The following is a 15,465-nucleotide window of genomic DNA, read 5'->3' as shown; positions in this document are numbered from 1 at the left end:
TAGGCGAACGGGCCCCGGGTGATCAACGTACCCGGGGCCCGTCCTGCGTGTTTCAGAGGTGCCGTGCGGCTCAGGCCTCCGGCTTCTCCTCGGCCGGGGCCTCGACCTCGGTGGCCTCGGTGGCCTCGACCGTCTCGGTGGCGGCCTCGACCTCGTCCTCGTCGCCGAGGTCCACGATCTCGCCGTTGGTGTCCTTCACCGTGGCGGCCTCGACCACGACGGCCAGGGCCTTGCCGCGGGCGACCTCGCCGACGAGGAGCGGCACCTGGCCACCCTCGACGACGGCCTGGGCGAACTGGTCGGGGGACATGCCGGAGGAGGCGGCGCGGCGCATGAGGTGCTCGGTGAGCTCCTCCTGGTTGACGCCCAGCTTCTCCAGCTTGACGAGCTCGTCGAGCACGAACTGGGTCTTGATGCCCTTGACCGCGGCCTCGCGGGTCTCGGCGTCGAACTCCTCGGCGGTCTTGCCCTGGAGCTCCAGGTACTTGTCGAGGTTCAGGCCCATCTGGCCGAGCTGGTGGTGCTCGAGGTTGTGCTTACGGGTGTTGACCTCGTCCTCGAGGAGCTTCTCGGGGACGGGGACCTCGACCAGCTCGAGCAGCTTGTCCAGGACGCGCTCCTGGGCCTGCGTGGCCTGGTCGAACTGCTTCATGTTCTCCAGGCGCTTGCGGCTGTCGGCCTTCAGCTCGTCGAGGGTGTCGAACTCGGAGGCGAGCTGCGCGAAGTCGTCGTCCAGCTCCGGCAGTTCGCGCGCGGCGACCTGGGTGACCTTGACGGTGACCTCGGCCTCCTGGCCGGCGGCCGAGCCGCCCTTGAGCTCGGAGGTGAAGGTGGCCTCGGCGCCGGCCTCCAGGCCCGTCACGGCCTCGTCGATGCCGTCGAGCAGCTCACCGGAACCGATGGTGTAGGTGACGCCCTCGGCGACGCCGTCCTCGAGGACCTCGCCGTCGACCTTGGCCTGCAGGTCGATGGTGACCACGTCGCCGTCCTGGGCGGCGCGCTCGACCGGGGAGGTCGAGGCGAAGCGCTCGCGCAGCTGCTCGACCGACTTCTCGAGGTCCTCGTCGGTGACCTCGACGGCGTCGACCTCGACCTCGATGCCGGAGTAGTCCGGGATCTCCAGGGCCGGGCGGATGTCGACCTCGGCGGTGAAGGCCAGCGTCTCGCCGTCCTTCAGCTCCGTGATGTCGACGTCGGGCTGGCCCAGCGGGTTGAGGTCGGCCTCGTTGACCGCCTCGGTGTAGAACTTCGGGAGCGCGTCGTTGACGGCCTCCTCCAGCACGGCGCCGCGGCCGAACCGCTGGTCGATGACGCGGGCCGGGATCTTGCCCTTACGGAAGCCCTTCACCGTGACCTGCTGGTTGATCTTCTTGTACGCCGCGTCGAGGCTGTCCTTGAGCTCCTCGAAGGGCACCTCGACAGTGAGCCGAACCCGGGTCGGGTTCAGGGTCTCCACGGCGCTCTTCACGGTTCGGTCTCCTTGTGGCTGACTGCTTTGGTTTCGCCGGAGCCAGACAGGTCCGGCGGATCATGCCGCCCGTGGGGAGTTCGTAGGCCGAGTGGGCCAGGACACACGGGCGCGCAACCTGCATAGTAACCGGAGCGGGTCAGCGCCCCAAAAGGGGAGCATGTGGGACGACGTCAGCCGATGGTCGGGGTGGCGGGATTTGAACCCACGGCCTTCCGCTCCCAAAGCGGACGCGCTACCAAGCTGCGCCACACCCCGTCTGGTGCGACACGTAGGGTACATGCCCGCAGGCAGTACGGCCGCCGTATCGACCAGGCGGCCGGGGCCCGGTTGCGGGGCCGGGAAACCGGGTGTGCGTCCACGGCGTACGACCCGCTACGATGCGTCCAGTGCCGTGGTCCTCGGACCTGCGGCGCGTGGCATGCGGGCGTAGCTCAATGGTAGAGCCCTAGTCTTCCAAACTAGCTACGCGGGTTCGATTCCCGTCGCCCGCTCTGTACGGCCCAGGGGCCCGGTTCTCAACGAACCGGGCCCCTCGGTCTTTTCCGTCAGAAGCTGATCGAATTGATCGTCTCGGCTATCGAGTCGAGGAACCTGTTGATCGACGGGGCCATACCCGTCGAGGCGAGGAAGAAGCCGAAGAGCATGGCGACTATCGCCGGCCCGGCCTTGATGCTCCCCCCTCGGATCAGCACCACAAGGATGATCGCCAACAGCAGCACCACGGACAGTGAAATGGCCACACTGATCACACCCTCGGTCGGTCCGCTCTCCCGGCCCGGAGGTACGGCCCGCACCCCCGCCAGAACCATCGTGCCACCAACAAGGCCGCCCTATGCGGCGTGTGACGCATCGTTGGACACGGGGCGGCCGGGCCCGACACGGCCCGGCCGCCCCGCACAGTAATTCGAGGACCCACCCGCGCGCGGAGCGCGGGGGAATTACGCGCCATCGTTTCCATGCCCACACATCACGTTCGCGGGGAATTCGAATTGTCGACACAGGCGCGACCCTATGCACCATTTAGTCCGGAAGAATCGGTACATCAAGGGCATTCGGCGACGTGTGATGTGCCCATCGTCACGTGAGCAGAGAGGCGTCGTTCCTCGAATACCCGGGCACTCGAAGCCCATAACCAGGAATGACCTAGGGAGTTTTACGAAATCAAGCAGACGACGCTAGGGTGCCGAAGATGTTTGACGCCGCCTCGCCCCCCGGCCAGAACCGCACGCCACTCCCTCCGGCCCAGCAGCCGGACGACGGAGTGACCGGCCCGCGTACCCCGGTGAGTACGCAGAAGGGGGCCGAGCCGCAGCAGGCGGGCAGACCGGCCAAGCAGCGTGACGCGTTCTTCGACAACGCCAAGTACCTGGCGATCGTGCTCGTCGCCATAGGGCACTCGTGGGAGCCACTGAAGGGTGACAGCCGGATCCTGGAGGCCGCGTACACGGTCGTGTACACGTTCCACATGCCGGCGTTCATCATCATCTCCGGCTTCTTCTCGCGCAGCTTCGACATGCGCCCGGACCGGCTGAAGCGCCTGATCACCGGCGTCGTCGTGCCGTACGTCCTGTTCGAGACGGCGTACCCCCTCTTCAAGCGGGTCATCGACCACGACCCGCACCAGGACATCAGCCTCCTGGACCCCTGGTACCTCACCTGGTTCCTGTGCGCGCTGTTCATCTGGCGGATGACCACGCCCATCTGGAAGCTGATCCGCTACCCGCTCCCGGTGGCGCTCGGCATCGCCATGCTGGCGACCATCTCCTCCAGCATCGGCGACGACCTGGACCTGCAGCGCGTCCTGCAGTTCCTGCCGTACTTCGTGCTGGGCCTGATCATGAAGCCCGAGCACTTCCACATGGTGCGCCGCCGCTGGGTGCGGATCGCCTCGGTGCCGGTGTTCGCGGCCGCGCTGGTCGTCGGCTGGTGGTCGGTGCCGCGCATGAGCACCGGCTGGTTCTACCACCGCGCGTCGGCGCAGGAGCTGGGCGCGCCCTGGTGGACCGGTCCGGTCATGGTGCTCGCGATGTTCGGCGCCTCGCTGCTGCTGACCGCCTGCTTCTTCGCCTGGGTGCCGCGCCGCAAGATGTGGTTCACGGCGCTGGGCGCCGGCACGCTGTACGGCTACCTGCTGCACGGCTTCCTGGTGAAGGCCGGTGAGTACCGCGGCTGGTTCGACGCCTCCTGGCTGCACCACCCGCTCGGCGAGATCTTCGTGACCGTCGTGGCGGCCACCGGCGTCACGCTGCTGTGCACGAGCCCCGTCCAGCGGGTGTTTCGCTTCGCGATGGAGCCGAAGATGGCGTGGGCGTTCAAGCAGGACGCGGCCGAACTGGCCCGCGAACGCGAGAAGCGCGAGAAGAAGGAACGCGCCCGCGAGAAGGTCGGCGTCTGACCTCAGCTCAGTCGGCGAGACCGCCGGGGGCACCGAGACCGAGAAGTACGCGCATCCGTGCGTACTTCTCGGTCAGTCGTTTCCGGACCGGTTCGCCGAGGAGCGCGAGACGCTCGGGGTCGGCGTTGTGGGCCAGATCGGCCTCCTTCACCAGCAGCGCACCGGGGGTGGCGAGGATGCGCCGGGCGTACGCCTCCGGCTCCTCCCCCGGCCGCTTGGTGACGGCCAGGACGATGTCCTTCGTACGCCGGCTCAGCGGGGCCTCGGACAGCCACTCCCGGGTCAGCGCGTCGTCCTCGACGGAGTCGTGCAGCCAGGCCGCGGCGATCTGCGCCGCGTCGCCGCCGCGGGCGCGGACGCCCTCCGCGACGGCCCGCAGGTGCTCGGCGTACGGCCGCCCGGCCTTGTCCGTCTGCCCGTCGTGGGCGGCACGCGCCACGGCCTCGACCTCGGCCAGGCTGAGCAGGTGCTGGGGGGCCACGTTCTCGCTCCTCATGTCCGCGTGCGGGACTGCGACATCAGCGGCATCAGCGCGACGTCGGCGATATCAGCGCGGCGACGGCGACGGTGCGGCCTCACGGCAGATCAGCAGCAGCGCCCGGTCGTCGTTGACGTCCTTGGCCACCGCCTCGATGAGATGCCAGGCGGCGCCGTGGAAACCGCCGGCGACATAGCGGTCGGCCTCGCCGGTGAGGCGGTCCATGCCCTCCACGATGTCGCGTTCGGAGGTCTCCACCAGACCGTCTGTGAACAGCATCAACACGTCTCCGGGACGGAGCGAGCCCTTCACGGAGTCGAACTGGGCACCGTCGTACACACCCAGCAGCGGCCCCTCGGCGACCTTCTCCTCCCAGCGGCCCGTGCCCGCGTTGAGCTGCAGTCCCGGCGGATGTCCGGCCGAGTACAGCTCGTAGTCCCCGGAGTCGAGGTCCAGGACCAGGTGGATGGAGGTGGCGAAGCCCTCGTCCCAGTCCTGGCGGAGCAGGTAGCCGTTCGCGGCCGGAAGGAACGCGTGCGGGGCCAGCGATCCCAGCAGGCCGCCGAACGCGCCCGACAGCAGCAGCGCCCGCGACCCCGCGTCCATGCCCTTGCCGGACACGTCGGTGAGCACGACCTCCAGCGTGCGGCCGCCGTTCGTACGGGCCGCGACGACGAAGTCGCCCGAGAAGGACTGACCGCCCGCGGGCCGCAGCGCCATCTCCCGGTGCCAGCCCTGCGGCAGCGCCGGCAGCTCGCTCTGCACCCGGATCCGCTCGCGCAGGTCGAAGAGCATGGTCCCGCCGCGCCGCCACGGCACGCCCACCCGGCTGCGGAACTGGGCGGTGAGCAGCCCGAAGAAGCCACAGGCGGCGACGACCAGGACCACGCCCGGCGTCACCCGCGAGGGACCCTCGGTGTACGGCCCGAGCTGCACCGACTCCACGATCAGCGCCGTCGCCGCCGTCGCGTACAGACCGAGCAGGCTGGCCGGGCGCAGCAGCAGGCCGCCCGCGACGATCGGGAGCACCAGCGTGGCCGGTGAGCACCACACCGAGTCGGCGAGCGTCATGGCCGCGAGCACGGGGACGGTCAGCATCAGACCGGCCAGCGCGATCCAGTCCGAGCCGTCGCCGCGGAAGTAGTCCACGGCGCTTTTGCGCACGCCGACGCGGGCCCGGTGCCACTGCATCTTCCACCGTGCCGTGAACGTGTCGGCCTTCGCCCGCCGTTCTCGTCCTGCTGTCATTAGTTCGGGACCCTATCCATCGGACCAGCCGCTTGGCACGGGAGGTCCCAGTTGTCCCCCGTCCGAGGCTGAACTTCACAGTGAACTTCACGCGGCGCCGTCCCGCTGCCGTCCGGACGAAATTCGCTGGCCCGCCCCGCGTCCCCCTGGTACGCATGGCTCATGGCGACTGACCGTGCGACCCGACCGAAGGTGCTGCGACAGGACGAGTGGGACCGGTCGTACGACACCCTGTTGCGGACCTTCGGTGCCGGGGCGAGGTTGGCCGATGAGCGCGAACTGGACCGCTCCCTCACCGAGTTCGACCGTTTTCTGGGAGTCTGGGACGGGGACGCGTGCGTGGGGACGGCGGGGGCCTTCCGCTTCCGGATGACCGTGCCGGGCGGGGCCTCGGTGCCCACGGCCGGCGTCACGAGGGTCGGCGTCGCCGCCACGCACCGCCGCCGCGGCGTGCTCACCTCGATGATGCGGCGCCAGCTGGACGACATACGCGCCTGGGGCGAGCCGCTGGCGGCGCTTACGGCCTCCGAGCCCGCGATCTACGGACGCTTCGGATACGGCACCGCGACCTACCAGCTCGACGCCGAGATCGACACGAGCCGGGTCACCCTGGCACTGCCGCCCGGCACCGACGAGGTACGGCTCAGGTATGCGGCGCCCGCCGACGAACTCGCCGCGTGCGAGACGGTGTACGCGGCCCTGGTGCCCCACCGGCCCGGGATGCTGGCCCGGCAGCCCGGCTGGGAGCAGGTGGGTCTGTTCGACCCGGAGAGCCGCAGGGACGGGGCGTCACCGCTGCAGCTCGTGCTCGCCGAGCGAGACGGAGAGGTCACCGGCTACGCCCGCTTCCACACCAAGCTCGCCTGGGGAACGCGCGGTGCCGAGGGCACGGTGCGGCTCAGGGAACTGGCCGCGCTCGACCCGGCGACGGAGGCCGCGCTGTGGCGGTTCCTGTTCGGCATCGACCTGATGACGACGCTGACGATGCGGGGGCGAGCGACCGACGACGCCTGGCAGCATCTGGTCTCGGACATCCGGCACTGCGAGCCGCGGCTGCGGGACATCTGCTACCTGCGCCTCGTCGAGGTCGGCGCGGCACTGGCGGCGCGCACCTACCAGACCCCGATGGACGTCGTGTTCGAGGTCGAGGACGCCTTCTGCCCCTGGAACGCCGGGCGTTGGCGGCTGACCGGGGACACCAAGGGGGCGACGTGCCGGCGCACCGAGGACAAGGCCGATCTGGCCCTGTCCGTACGGGAGTTGGGCGCGGCGTACCTCGGCGGCGTGTCGCTGCTGTCGCTCGCGGCGGCCGGACGGGTGCGGGAACTGCGGCAGGGCGCGCTGGCCGAGGCGTCGGTGGCGTTCGGCTCACCGGTGGCGCCCTGGCTGCCGCACGGCTTCTAGGACGTCAGCGCGTCTGGCAGCCGGGACACCAGAAGAGGTTGCGGGCGGCGAGGCCCGCTGTGCGGATCTCGGTGGTGCAGATGTGGCAGGGCAGCGTGGCCCGGCGGTACACGTACACCTCGCCGCCGTGGTCGTCGACGCGCGGCGGACGCCCCATCGCCTCCGGCATGTGCTCCGGGCGCACGGTGTCGATGCGGTTGGTGCGGACGCCCTCACGCATCAGCGCGACCAGGTCGGCCCAGATCCCGTCCCATTCGGCGGGCGTGATGTCCCGGCCCGCGCGGTAGGGGTCGATGCCGTGCCGGAAGAGGACCTCGGCGCGGTAGACGTTGCCGACGCCCGCGATGACCTTCTGGTCCATGAGCAGGGCGGCGATCGTCGTACGGCTACGGCGGACACGGGCGTACGCGTCCGCCCCGTCGGGGTCGGGCCGCAGGGGGTCGGGGCCGAGGCGGTCGTGGATCGCCCGCTTCTCGGCGTCCGTGATCAGCGCACAGGTGGTGGGGCCGCGCAGATCGACGTACGACGTGGCGTTGGCCAGCCGCAGCCGCACGGTGTCGGTGGGTGGCGGGGCCGGAGCGTCACCGAAGGCGACCTTGCCGAAGAGGCCGAGGTGGACGTGCACCCACTCGTCGTCCCGGAAGCCCAGGAAAAGGTGCTTGCCATGCGCCTCGGTACGGGTCAGCTCCGCGCCGCTGAGCAGCCCGGCCGCGTCGGAGAACTTGCCCTGGGGACTGGAGACGTGCGTGACCCCGCCGGCGAAGCGTGCGGCGTAGTCCGACGCCAGCCGGTGGATGGTGTGCCCCTCTGGCACGGCGGTCGTTCCTTCCGGTCCCCGGGGTGGGTTCAGTCCTGCTGCGGGTGGTGCGCCGGGATCGGGGGCAGCTCGCCCGTCGTCTCGTACTCCGAGAGCATGTCGATGCGGCGGATGTGACGCTCGTCGCCGGAGAAGGGGGTGCCGAGGAAGGTCTCGACGAACTTGGTCGCCTCCTCCGTGGTGTGCATGCGCGAACCCACGGCCACGACGTTGGCGTTGTTGTGCCGGCGGCCCAGCGACGCGGTCTCCTCGCTCCAGGCGAGAGCGGCGCGGACGCCCTTGACCTTGTTCGCCGCGATCTGCTCGCCGTTGCCGGAGCCGCCGATCACGATGCCGAGGGAGTCGGGGTCCGCGGCCGTCCGCTCCGCGGCGCGGAGGCAGAAGGGCGGGTAGTCGTCCTGGGCGTCGTAGATGTGGGGGCCGCAGTCGACGGGCTCGTGGCCTGCTGCCTTGAGCCATTCGACGAGGTGGTTCTTGAGTTCGAAGCCCGCATGGTCGGAGCCGAGGTACACGCGCATGGTTCCGAGTGTGACACGGCGATATCAGGGCAGCAGCCTCGGGTGTCCGTGAAGGCGACATTCATTTACCGAAATGTGAGCTCTGCCATAGAACCCCAAAGGAACCTCAAGTAACAATCCGGAATCAAAGGTTCCCGTATCCGTTGGCCTCGGATTCACTGAACCACCTCGTACGCAGGGCACCTGCCCTTTCCCGTTCGAGGCCCCGTACACCGTCGTACAACGGCGCCCCGCTCGTACGGGGGACCGCACCCCCTGGCGCAAAGGAAATCCGCCCATGACCCCTGGTTCCGGACTTCAGGCAGGACTCAAGAACCGACATCTATCGATGATCGCCATCGGTGGTGTGATCGGTGCGGGACTCTTCGTTGGTTCCAGCTCCGGCATCGCCACCGCCGGCCCCGGCATCCTCCTGTCGTACGCCCTCGTCGGCACGCTCGTCGTGCTGGTGATGCGCATGCTCGGTGAGATGTCGGCCGCCAATCCGACCTCCGGCTCGTTCTCCGCGCACGCGGACCGGGCGCTCGGCCGCTGGGCCGGGTTCTCCATCGGCTGGCTGTACTGGTTCTTCTGGGTCGTCGTGCTCGCCGTCGAGGCGACCGCGGGTGCCAAGATCCTCGCGGGGTGGATACCCGCGGTCCCGCAGTGGGGCTGGGCGCTCATCGTGATGGCCGTCCTCACGGCCACCAACCTCATCTCCGTCGGCTCCTACGGCGAGTTCGAGTTCTGGTTCGCCGGGATCAAGGTCGTGGCGATCGGCGCGTTCATCGTCATCGGCGTCCTGGCCGTCTTCGGCGTGCTGCCGGGCGTGCACAACGACCAGGCGGGCCTGAGCAACCTCACCGCCCACGGCGGCTTCCTGCCGCACGGGCCCGGCGCGATCCTCACCGGTGTGCTGCTGGTCGTCTTCTCCTTCATGGGCAGCGAGATCGCGACGCTGGCAGCCGGTGAGTCGGAGGACCCGCAGCGCGCGGTCACCAAGTCGACCAACAGCATCATCTGGCGGATCGGCGTCTTCTACCTCGGCTCGATCCTCGTGGTCGTCTCGCTGCTGCCGTGGAACAGCCCGTCCATCATGAAGGACGGCTCGTACGTCGCCGCCCTGGAGTCCCTCGGCATCCCGCACGCCGGTCAGATCATGAACTTCATCGTGCTGACCTCGGTGCTGTCCTGCCTCAACTCCGGCCTCTACACGGCCTCCCGCATGGCCTTCTCGCTGGGCCAGCGCGGCGACGCCCCGAAGGCGTTCGCGAAGACCACCTCGCGTGGTGTGCCGATGGCGGCGATCCTCGCCTCCGTCCTCTTCGGCTTCGTCGCCGTCTTCTTCAACTACAAGTTCCCGGACTCGGTCTTCCTGTTCCTGGTCAACTCCAGCGGTGCGGTCGCCCTGTTCGTCTGGCTGGCGATCTGCTTCTCGCAGCTGCGGATGCGGAAGATCATCCAGCGTGAGGCGCCGGAGAAGCTCGTCGTGAAGATGTGGCTGTACCCGTACCTGACCTGGGCCACGGCCGGGCTGATCGTCTTCGTCCTCGGCTACATGCTGACCGACACCGAGGGCGAGAGCAGCGGGCGTATCACCGTGGAGCTCTCGCTCGCGGTCGCGGCGCTCGTGATCGCGATCGCCCTGGTGAGGCAGAAGCTCGGCGGCAAGCGCGAGGCCACTGCCGTGACGGCCGAGCCCGAGGCGGAGGCAGAGGCGGACAAGGTGTCCGTCGGCTGAGCCGTCAGCTGACGAGGAGAGAGGGGAGGGAGCCCGTCGCGGGCTCCCTCCCCTCTCGCACGTCTCATCGCTCCCGCACGTCTCGCCGCGACGCGGGGGCTCAGCCGAGCCAGAAGCCGAGGAAGGCCATGGCCGGCAGCGTGAGGAGGATCCTGATCGCCAGTCCCGCGGGAAGCGGCGGAAGGTCGCTCGCCGGCACACCTGCCTCCCGGGCGACCACGCGCCGGGCCAGGCCCTGGTGCTGACCGACGACGGCCAGCGGCACGGCGAGCATCATCGCTGTGAACACGGCCAGGCACTCCGAGACGGTAAGGCCCTCGCCGGCGTAGAAGCCCGAGACCTGCACGCCGACCACCAAAGGGCCCAGCATGGCCTGCACCTTCGTCTTCTTGGTGGGCATCCACGGCAGGTACACGCACAGGTGGACCGGACACGCGTCACTGCGGCGGACGTACAAGTGAGGTGGACATACGAGTGGGGCGGACGCCCTGTCCGGCGTCCGCCCCAACTGTCCGTCTCGCGTCGTGTCAGCGCTTGCCGACGAGCTTCCAGGCCGTCGGCAGCACGCCCATCGCCAGGGCGGCCTTCAGGGCGTCGCCGATCAGGAACGGGGTCAGGCCGGCCGCGATCGCGGCGGACGCGGACATGCCGGTGGCGACGGCCAGGTAGGGAACGCCCACGGCGTAGATGATCGCCTCGCCCAGCAGCATCGTGCCCGCCATGCGCAGCACGGAGCGGTCGGCGCCGCGGCGGGCGAGCGCGCCGACGACGGTGGAGGCGACCAGCATGCCGAGGATGTAGCCGAAGGACGCCCCGGCCACGCCGGAGGTGCCGCCCGCGAACCACGGCATGCCGGCGATGCCCGCGAGCGCGTACAGGGCGAGGGAGAGGAAGCCGCGGCGAGCGCCGAGCGCGGTGCCGACGAGCAGGGCGGCGAAGGTCTGGCCGGTCACCGGCACCGGGGAGCCGGGCACCGGGATCGAGAGCTGGGCCGCGAGACCGGTGAGGGCGGCACCGCCGAGCACGAGGGCGACCTCGCGCACGCGGGACGCGGGCAGGAGGTCGGCGAGGACTTCACCGGGGCGAGCGGTGGAGGTGGCGGTGGCGGTGCTCATGGGGACTCCGCGGGTGTGGGCACAGTGGGACAACGTGACGCTATACCGACGCGTTCGGACCGATCACCGTCAGTGCTCGACAAAGGCGGGAGCGGCGGTTTGGTCGGCTCCATACAAAGGATGCCGATTACACCGAGTACGACGTGACACCGGTCACTGCGGCAGTGACGCCTTCCTCACGCCGCCGCCCCTGCCACCGCCTGTAGCTTCCCTCCAAAAAGGGCCGGATACGAGCCCGGACGGCCCCGGAACGAGCCTGGAAACGAGCCGGGACCCAGCCCGGACAGACGCCAGGACCGAGACCGGACGAGCCGGAAACGACCTCCCGGATCTCCGGCCACCGCGTCACCGCCCCCTCACCGTGTGTACGGCAGGCGTCCGGATGGCGGGCGTCCGCTTCGTCCGAGGGGTGAGATCGCCCAGACTGTGGGCGATTTTGTCCGCCTACCGCACTGGACGAGCCGCGCCCATGCCCAGCACCACCGCAGACGTAGAGACGCCGCCGCAGGAACAGCAAGGCGGCGCCCCCCTCTCCCACGGCCTCAAGCAGCGCCACCTGTCGATGATCGCCCTCGGTGGTGTGATCGGCGCGGGCCTGTTCGTCGGCTCCGGCGCGGGCATCGCCGCCGCCGGTCCGTCGATCGTCATCGCCTACGCCGTCTCCGGCCTCCTGGTGATGCTGGTGATGCGGATGCTCGGCGAGATGTCCGCCGCGTACCCCTCGTCGGGCTCCTTCTCCGCGCACGCCGAGCGGGCGATCGGTCCGTGGGCGGGATTCGCCGCGGGCTGGTCCTTCTGGGTCCTGCTGTGCACGGCCGTCGGCCTGGAGGGCATCGGCGCGGCGCACATCGTCAGCGGCTGGCTGCCCGGCACGCCCGAGTGGGCCTGGGTCGGCCTGTTCGTGGTCGTCTTCTGCGGCGCGAACCTGGCCGCGGTGAAGAACTTCGGCGAGTTCGAGTTCTGGTTCGCCGCGCTGAAGGTGGGCGCGATCTCGCTGTTCCTGATCCTGGGCGTGCTGGCCATCGCCGGCGTCCTGCCGAACACGGACGCGCCCGGCACGTCGAACCTGACCGACTTCCTGCCCAACGGCAGCGAGGGCCTGGTCACCGGCCTGCTCGCCTCGGTCTTCGCCTACGGCGGCCTGGAGACGGTCACCATCGCGGCCGCGGAGTCGCAGAACCCGGTGAAGGGTGTGGCGAGCGCGGTCCGCACCGCGATGTGGCGCATCGCGGTGTTCTACATCGGCTCGATGGCGGTCGTCGTGACGCTCGTCCCGTGGAACGCGAAGGAGGTCGTCGAGAAGGGCCCGTACGTCGCCGCCCTCGACCACCTGGGCATCCCGGGCGCCGGCCAGCTCATGAACGTCGTCGTCCTGGTCGCGCTCCTGTCGGCCATGAACGCCAACATCTACGGCTCCTCGCGCATCGCCTACTCCCTGGTCCAGCGCGGCCAGGGCCCGAAGGCGCTGGGCAGGGTGTCCGGCGGCATCCCGCGCGTCGCCGTGCTGGTCTCCTGCGTCGTCGGGTTCGTGTGCGTGCTGCTCAGCTACTGGCGGCCGGACGACGTCTTCCCCTGGCTGCTGAACATGATCGGCGCGGTCATCCTCGTCGTCTGGATCATCATCGCCGTCTCCCAGCTGCGGCTGCGCCGCCGCCTGGAGCGGGAGAACCCGGAGAAGCTCGTCGTGCGCATGTGGGCGTTCCCGGTGCTGACCTGGGTCGCGCTGGCCGGCATGGCGGCGATCCTCTTCCTGATGGCCCGCGAGCCGGAGACCCGCGTGCAGCTGTACTCGACCGGCGCCATGACGCTGCTCCTGGCCGCGGTCGGCTACGCCTGGCAGCGGCGCCGCGCCCGCGGCTGACCCACCCCTCCCGGTAGGACACCGGCCCGGCCCCCGCGCGAACGTGAAGCGCGGGGGCCGACGCCGTTCCATGCCCTGACGAATCCCCGTAGGTCTCGGCCCGTCTCGGCCCGTCTCAGCGCATCTCACGCCTCAACAGGTCTCAGGAGCAAGGGACGTTGAGCGACAGCAGCGCCGCGGATTCCCCGTCGAGCCGGATCTCGCTCACGGCGACGTTGCGCAACTTCGGGAAGACGCGCCGGTATTCGCTCACCGGGATGGACAGCAGAGAACACAGCACCAGCCGCAGCAGGGTGCTGTGGGCGACGACGAGAACGCGTTCGCCCGGGTGGGCCGCCGCGATGCGGCGCAGGGCAGCGGTGCCCCGGGCCGCCGCGGCGCGCGGGTCCTCGGCGCCCGGGAAGTGGTGGGCCACCGGGTCGGCACGGAAGGCCGCCGCGGCCTGCGGGTCACGGGCCGCGAGTTCGGCGAGGGTACGGCCCTCCATCGTCCCGAAGTCGCATTCGCGCAGGTCCGGCTCGCGGTGGGGAGTGAGACCAAGGGTGCGGCAGGCGGGCTCGGCACTGAGGATCGCCCGGGACACGGTCGACGTCCAGACCGCGTCGACGGGATGCGCCGCGACCCACCGCCCCAGCGCCTCGGCCTGCTCCCGCCCGGTGTCGGTGAGGGCGACGTCGCTCACCCCGGCGTAACGGTTCTCGGCATGCCAGACGGTCTGCCCGTGCCGGGCCAGGAGCAGGGTGGTGCTCGCCGGACTCACGGACCTGCCGCTCGCGGCCGGGCTCACCGGCCGGGTGCTCGTCGTGCTCATGGGCCAGCAGTATCCCGGTCCAGCCGGGCGCGCGCGTGGGCGGCCACGTCCGCCGGCAGCCAGCCGCGCGACTCCAGCGCGTCGAGGAGGCGGCCGTACGGCTCGGCGAAGCGGGCGGTGTGGCCGGGGCGCGGGGCGACGACGGTACGGACGCGGACCATGCCGTCGGCGACATCGGCCAGAGCGGGCGCCGCGCCGGTGCCGTAGGCGGCCAACGCGGCCATGCCCAGGGCGGGTTCGGTCTGTTCGGGGACACGGGCCGGGCGGCCAAGGATGTCGGCGCGCAGTTGGTTCCAGTAGGCGCTGCGGGCGGCTCCGCCGGTGAAGGTGAGGGGGCCGTCGAGCGGGGCGCCCAGGTGGTGGAGGTAGTCGAGGCAGAGGCGTTCCGCCAGGCCGACGCCCTGGAGCAGGGCGGCCCACAGATCGGCGTCCGAAGCGGGCGTCCCGAGGAGGAGGGAGGTGGCGGAGGGCGCGCGGAAGGGGAAGCGTTCGCCGGGTGACACCAGGGGGTACGCGACCGCGCTCGACGGCTCGAAGGCGGCCGCCTCGGCGTCCAGCACGGCGGGATCGGCATCGGGGAAACGGGCCGCGAGCGCCCCCGCCCCCACGCTGGACGCCCCGCCCGGCAGCCAACTCCCGTCCGGCGCACGGTGGTTGTAGACCACGCCGGTGGCGTCCCGGACGGGCACGGCCGAGGCGCCCTTCAGCACGAGCGTCGTACCGAGCACCGAGTTCCAGGCACCGTCCCGGAGCGCGCCGGACGCGATCTGCGCCGCGCAGCCGTCGGTCATGCCGGCGATCACGGGGGTCCCGGCCGGGATACCGGTGGCGTCGGCGGCGGCCGGGCACACCTCGCCCAGGAGGGCGCCCGGCCGTACGACGTCGGGCAGCAGGTCGGGCGGCACGCCGAGACCGTCCGGCCACGCCTCGCGCTCCACGTCGTACGCCGTCTTCAGCGCGTGACTGGAGTCGGTGGGGACCGGATGCCCGACCAGTCGTGCGGTGATCACGTCCGGCTGATGGGTGACCCGCCCACGGCCGCCGGCCTCCAGCAGCCACCGCACCTTGGGCAGCGCCCATGTGTCCTGCACCGCGACCCCCGCCGCCCGCAGCCGCGCCGCCTGCTCCGCCGCCCGGCCGTCGTCGTACATCAGCCCGGGGCCGAGCGGGCGCCCGTCCTTGTCCGTCAGCAGTACGGTGCCGGATGTTCCGCAGACCGCCAGCGCGCGCACCGGCGGGCGGTTCTTCAGGGCCGTGCGGGTGGCTGCGCATACCGCCTTCCACCAGTCTTCCGGGTTCTGCTCGTGCCGGGTCCCTTGCCGGCGGCCGCGCAGAGCGGCTGTGCCGGTGCCCAGGACTCGGCCGTCAGCCGTGACTACCAGCGCCCGGACGCTTTGCGTGCCCAGGTCTATGCCCAGCCACGTGTCGGCGTCAGACCTCATGCTGACCTCCGTCTTTTTTGCTCGTTCGCCTCCGAGGCGCCCAAGCCGGTGTCGAGACAGCGATCGTGCTCAGCCCTTCGGGCCTCCGCGCTCCCCCAAACTCTCGGCTTCGCTCGAGCAGGGAGGTACCCCCATGCCGCCTCGACACCGGCGCGCCCCTACGGCTCTCTCGCGGCCGGCGCGTT

The 15,465-nt window shown here is 70.5% G+C and carries 14 protein-coding genes and 2 tRNA genes; 5 read left to right on the top strand and 11 right to left on the bottom strand.

Features of this window, described 5'->3' with window-relative positions:
- Positions 1-70 precede the first annotated feature (70 nt).
- Positions 71-1,468, bottom strand: coding sequence for a trigger factor (gene tig, locus ABZ910_RS09140; protein WP_361361172.1), 1,398 nt, complete (start codon positions 1,466-1,468; stop codon positions 71-73).
- Between the two features lie 181 nt (positions 1,469-1,649).
- Positions 1,650-1,726, bottom strand: a tRNA-Pro gene (locus tag ABZ910_RS09135).
- Positions 1,727-1,891: 165 nt separating this feature from the next.
- Here ABZ910_RS09135 and ABZ910_RS09130 point away from each other — a divergent pair.
- A tRNA-Gly gene (locus ABZ910_RS09130) sits at positions 1,892-1,962 on the top strand.
- Positions 1,963-2,016: 54 nt separating this feature from the next.
- Here the strand turns inward: ABZ910_RS09130 and ABZ910_RS09125 are convergent.
- A complete protein-coding gene (locus tag ABZ910_RS09125) occupies positions 2,017-2,211 on the bottom strand; it encodes a hypothetical protein (protein WP_361361170.1) in 195 nt (64 codons plus the stop codon).
- A gap of 449 nt (positions 2,212-2,660) precedes the next feature.
- Between ABZ910_RS09125 and ABZ910_RS09120 the strand changes: the two genes are divergently transcribed.
- Positions 2,661-3,866, top strand: a complete 1,206-nt coding sequence (locus ABZ910_RS09120) for an acyltransferase family protein (protein WP_361361168.1) — start codon at positions 2,661-2,663, stop codon at positions 3,864-3,866.
- 7 nt (positions 3,867-3,873) lie between these two features.
- Here ABZ910_RS09120 and ABZ910_RS09115 read toward each other — a convergent pair whose 3' ends face one another.
- Both ABZ910_RS09115 and ABZ910_RS09110 read right to left on the bottom strand, forming a co-directional pair.
- Positions 3,874-4,347, bottom strand: coding sequence for an HD domain-containing protein (locus ABZ910_RS09115; RefSeq protein ID WP_361361166.1), 474 nt, complete (start codon positions 4,345-4,347; stop codon positions 3,874-3,876).
- Positions 4,348-4,413: 66 nt separating this feature from the next.
- A complete protein-coding gene (locus tag ABZ910_RS09110; protein WP_361361164.1) occupies positions 4,414-5,592 on the bottom strand; it encodes a PP2C family protein-serine/threonine phosphatase in 1,179 nt (392 codons plus the stop codon).
- A gap of 162 nt (positions 5,593-5,754) precedes the next feature.
- Here ABZ910_RS09110 and ABZ910_RS09105 point away from each other — a divergent pair, with 162 nt between their 5' ends.
- Positions 5,755-6,996, top strand: a complete 1,242-nt coding sequence (locus ABZ910_RS09105; protein WP_361361162.1) for a GNAT family N-acetyltransferase — start codon at positions 5,755-5,757, stop codon at positions 6,994-6,996.
- 4 nt (positions 6,997-7,000) lie between these two features.
- On the opposite strand, the gene ABZ910_RS09100 is transcribed toward ABZ910_RS09105, so the two are convergent.
- Both ABZ910_RS09100 and ABZ910_RS09095 read right to left on the bottom strand, forming a co-directional pair.
- Complete coding sequence (locus tag ABZ910_RS09100; protein ID WP_361361161.1) at positions 7,001-7,810, bottom strand: DNA-formamidopyrimidine glycosylase family protein; 810 nt, start codon at positions 7,808-7,810, stop codon at positions 7,001-7,003.
- Between the two features lie 32 nt (positions 7,811-7,842).
- Entirely contained in the window at positions 7,843-8,331 is a 489-nt protein-coding gene (locus ABZ910_RS09095; protein WP_361361159.1) for a ribose-5-phosphate isomerase, read from the bottom strand.
- Positions 8,332-8,608: 277 nt separating this feature from the next.
- Between ABZ910_RS09095 and ABZ910_RS09090 the strand changes: the two genes are divergently transcribed.
- The gene (locus tag ABZ910_RS09090) at positions 8,609-10,051 is read left to right on the top strand and encodes an amino acid permease (RefSeq protein ID WP_361361157.1); all 1,443 of its coding nucleotides are present in this window, start codon (positions 8,609-8,611) and stop codon (positions 10,049-10,051) included.
- Between the two features lie 100 nt (positions 10,052-10,151).
- Here the strand turns inward: ABZ910_RS09090 and ABZ910_RS09085 are convergent, their stop codons facing one another.
- Both ABZ910_RS09085 and ABZ910_RS09080 read right to left on the bottom strand, forming a co-directional pair.
- Positions 10,152-10,451 carry a hypothetical protein gene (locus tag ABZ910_RS09085; RefSeq protein WP_361361155.1) on the bottom strand — a complete coding sequence of 100 codons (300 nt, stop codon included), beginning with the start codon at positions 10,449-10,451 and terminating at the stop codon, positions 10,152-10,154.
- 127 nt (positions 10,452-10,578) lie between these two features.
- On the bottom strand, positions 10,579-11,166 hold the full coding sequence (locus tag ABZ910_RS09080; protein ID WP_361361153.1) for a biotin transporter BioY: 588 nt from the start codon (positions 11,164-11,166) through the stop codon (positions 10,579-10,581).
- Between the two features lie 469 nt (positions 11,167-11,635).
- Between ABZ910_RS09080 and ABZ910_RS09075 the strand changes: the two genes are divergently transcribed.
- Positions 11,636-13,027, top strand: coding sequence for an amino acid permease (locus ABZ910_RS09075; RefSeq protein WP_361361151.1), 1,392 nt, complete (start codon positions 11,636-11,638; stop codon positions 13,025-13,027).
- Positions 13,028-13,169: 142 nt separating this feature from the next.
- Here ABZ910_RS09075 and ABZ910_RS09070 read toward each other — a convergent pair whose 3' ends face one another.
- Together ABZ910_RS09070 and ABZ910_RS09065 are read right to left on the bottom strand one after the other, a co-directional pair.
- On the bottom strand, positions 13,170-13,838 hold the full coding sequence (locus ABZ910_RS09070; RefSeq protein WP_361361149.1) for a histidine phosphatase family protein: 669 nt from the start codon (positions 13,836-13,838) through the stop codon (positions 13,170-13,172).
- Positions 13,835-15,280 carry an FGGY family carbohydrate kinase gene (locus ABZ910_RS09065; protein ID WP_361361147.1) on the bottom strand — a complete coding sequence of 482 codons (1,446 nt, stop codon included), beginning with the start codon at positions 15,278-15,280 and terminating at the stop codon, positions 13,835-13,837. The genes ABZ910_RS09070 and ABZ910_RS09065 overlap by 4 nt, the downstream gene beginning before the upstream one ends.
- Positions 15,281-15,465 lie beyond the last annotated feature (185 nt).

The sequence above is a fragment of the Streptomyces sp. NPDC046805 genome (assembly GCF_040645355.1).
In the GTDB taxonomy this organism is placed as follows: Bacteria; Actinomycetota; Actinomycetes; order Streptomycetales; family Streptomycetaceae; genus Streptomyces.
Note: the sequence above shows the minus strand (reverse complement) of the source record. Positions and strands in the feature narration are given on the sequence as shown.

Excerpts from the sequence above, each read along its gene's own strand:
- ABZ910_RS09090 (WP_361361157.1), top strand. The coding sequence starts at position 8,609 with ATGACCCCTGGTTCCGGACTTCAGGCAGGACTCAAGAACCGACATCTA.
- ABZ910_RS09070 (WP_361361149.1), bottom strand. The coding sequence starts at position 13,838 with ATGAGCACGACGAGCACCCGGCCGGTGAGCCCGGCCGCGAGCGGCAGG.
- ABZ910_RS09105 (WP_361361162.1), top strand. The coding sequence starts at position 5,755 with ATGGCGACTGACCGTGCGACCCGACCGAAGGTGCTGCGACAGGACGAG.
- ABZ910_RS09110 (WP_361361164.1), bottom strand. The coding sequence starts at position 5,592 with ATGACAGCAGGACGAGAACGGCGGGCGAAGGCCGACACGTTCACGGCA.
- ABZ910_RS09075 (WP_361361151.1), top strand. The coding sequence starts at position 11,636 with ATGCCCAGCACCACCGCAGACGTAGAGACGCCGCCGCAGGAACAGCAA.
- ABZ910_RS09085 (WP_361361155.1), bottom strand. The coding sequence starts at position 10,451 with ATGCCCACCAAGAAGACGAAGGTGCAGGCCATGCTGGGCCCTTTGGTG.
- ABZ910_RS09065 (WP_361361147.1), bottom strand. The coding sequence starts at position 15,280 with ATGAGGTCTGACGCCGACACGTGGCTGGGCATAGACCTGGGCACGCAA.
- ABZ910_RS09120 (WP_361361168.1), top strand. The coding sequence starts at position 2,661 with ATGTTTGACGCCGCCTCGCCCCCCGGCCAGAACCGCACGCCACTCCCT.
- ABZ910_RS09080 (WP_361361153.1), bottom strand. The coding sequence starts at position 11,166 with ATGAGCACCGCCACCGCCACCTCCACCGCTCGCCCCGGTGAAGTCCTC.
- ABZ910_RS09095 (WP_361361159.1), bottom strand. The coding sequence starts at position 8,331 with ATGCGCGTGTACCTCGGCTCCGACCATGCGGGCTTCGAACTCAAGAAC.